Consider the following 2,191-nt stretch of genomic DNA (forward strand, 5'->3'; position numbering starts at 1 on the left):
TCAAAACCGCCCTCGCCGACGGTGGTCGCGGCCGCGACGCGCAGCCGGCCCTGCCCGTCCTTGCAGGCCAGCGGATGCGCGACCGCCTTCTCCATGTCTTTGACGGTGATCAGGCCGACGCAGCGATACTGCTCGTCGACCACCAGCAGCTTTTCGATGCGATGCTTGTGCAGCATCCGTTTGGCCTCGTCCTGGCTGACGTTCTCGCGCACGGTGACGAGATTTTCATGCGTCATCAGCTCGGAGATTTTTTGGCGGGGATCGGTGGCAAAGCGCACGTCGCGGTTGGTCAGAATGCCGACAAGCTTGCCCGGAATGCCCTTGCCGCCGGCGACCACCACGGGAATGCCGGAAAAGCCGTGGTCGTTCATCAGCGCCAGCGCATCGGAGAGCATCGCATCGGGTCCGATGGTCAGCGGATTGACCACCATTCCGGACTCGTACTTCTTCACTTGCCGCACCTGCGCGGCCTGGCCTTCGGGATCAAAATTGCGGTGGATCACGCCGACGCCGCCGGCCTGCGCCATCGCAATCGCCATGCGCGCCTCGGTGACGGTATCCATGGCCGAGGCCATGATCGGAATGTTGAGTGAGATCGCGCGCGTGACGCGGGAGCGGATATCGACTTCGGACGGCAGCACGTCCGACAGGCCGGGTTTCAGAAGCACATCATCGAACGTGTAGGCTTCACGGATAGCCGGTACTTCCCGTGCCATCGTCAACTCCTTTCCGCGGTCTAAAACCGCGACTTGTTTTTGGGATGAGCGCGAGCCCTGAGCGAAACCTACCGCTTCGCCCTCGAATCGATGCCCATCGGTGGGGTTGACGCTGGTCGATAGCATGCCGCTGTGACGAATCAAAGCGCCATGCACAGATTTTACCGTTAGTACCGGTAGGGAGGCGGCGGGCCGTAGCGGCGGACCGCCTCGACCATTTCGCGATGCCTGCGCTCCTCGCGCTTCATGTGCACCGCGATGATTGCATGCGCCGAGGGCACCAGCAGCAGGATGTGAAAAAACAGCCCGAAAATCGCGCAAAATACGATCAGGAGCACATTGAAGATTGCCGAGAAGGGCTGGCCGTTCAGCAGCAGGCCAAGCGGCGGCAGCAAGGCGGCGAGGACGTAGATCATCAAATCCCTCCGGCGTTTCCCGTGCCGTAGCATCTAGGTGCTATGCGCGGTTCCGCAATGGTCATCATGACAACGAGGTGATAGAGGCCCCTATCCCGCCTTGTTCGGCGCCGCTCCACCGATTGATGACCAAACAACGCCTGATTCCCCTCATCGTGGCCACCGCGCTGTTCATGGAAAACATGGACTCCACGGTGATTGCGACCTCGCTGCCGGCGATTGCCGCCGACATCGGCACCAGCCCGCTGACGCTCAAGCTCGCCATCACCTCCTATCTGTTGTCGCTCGCCGTGTTCATTCCCGCGAGCGGCTGGACCGCCGACCGGTTTGGCGCGCGGATGGTGTTCGCGATCGCAGTCGCCGTGTTCATGGCCGGATCGATCGGCTGCGCTGTCTCTTCGTCGGTGACGGATTTCGTGATCGCGCGCATCCTGCAGGGCATGGGCGGCGCGATGATGACGCCGGTCGGGCGGCTCGTGCTCTTGCGCTCGATCGACAAGAGCGCGCTGGTCAATGCGATGGCCTGGGTGACGGTGCCCGCGCTGATCGGGCCCGTGATCGGGCCGCCGCTCGGCGGCTTCATCACCACCTATTTCTCCTGGCACTGGATCTTTCTCATCAACATCCCGATCGGGCTGGTCGGCATCGTCATGGCGCTGAAATTCATCGATCCGATCCGGGGCGAAACGCCGGAGCGGTTCGATCTCTACGGCATGATCCTCGCCGGGATCGGCCTGGGAGGGATTGCCTTCGGGCTCTCGGTTGCCGGCCTCAATCTGCTGCCATGGCCGATCGTGGCTGGTCTGGTCGCGGTCGGCTCGGCCTCGATGACGCTCTATGTCCTGCATGCGCGGAAAACCGGATCGCCGGTGCTCGACTTCTCGCTGCTGCGGCTGCCAACGATGCGGGCCAGCATCGTCGGCGGCTTTCTGTTTCGCCTCGGCATCGGCGCGCTGCCATTCCTGCTGCCCCTGTTGTTGCAACTCGGTTTCGGCCTGTCGCCGTTCCGCTCCGGCCTCGTCACCTTCGGCTCGGCCGTCGGCGCGCTTGGCATGAAGA

At 63.0% G+C, this 2,191-nt stretch carries 3 protein-coding genes; 1 reads left to right on the plus strand and 2 read right to left on the minus strand.

The features are described 5' to 3' along the window. Both JOZ76_RS32875 and JOZ76_RS32880 read right to left on the minus strand, forming a co-directional pair. On the minus strand, window positions 1–716 hold a 716-nt coding region (locus JOZ76_RS32875), incomplete at its 3' end, for an IMP dehydrogenase (RefSeq protein ID WP_291705547.1). 167 nt (window positions 717–883) lie between these two features. After that, a complete protein-coding gene (locus tag JOZ76_RS32880; RefSeq protein ID WP_291705548.1) occupies window positions 884–1,132 on the minus strand; it encodes a hypothetical protein in 249 nt (82 codons plus the stop codon). 125 nt (window positions 1,133–1,257) lie between these two features. Between JOZ76_RS32880 and JOZ76_RS32885 the strand changes: the two genes are divergently transcribed. Then, on the plus strand, window positions 1,258–2,191 hold a 934-nt coding region (locus tag JOZ76_RS32885), incomplete at its 3' end, for an MFS transporter (RefSeq protein ID WP_291705549.1).

Origin of the sequence: Bradyrhizobium sp., from assembly GCF_019244115.1 — a bacterium.
Taxonomy (GTDB): Bacteria; Pseudomonadota; Alphaproteobacteria; order Rhizobiales; family Xanthobacteraceae; genus Bradyrhizobium.

Excerpts from the sequence above, each read along its gene's own strand:
- JOZ76_RS32880 (WP_291705548.1), bottom strand. The coding sequence starts at position 1,132 with ATGATCTACGTCCTCGCCGCCTTGCTGCCGCCGCTTGGCCTGCTGCTG.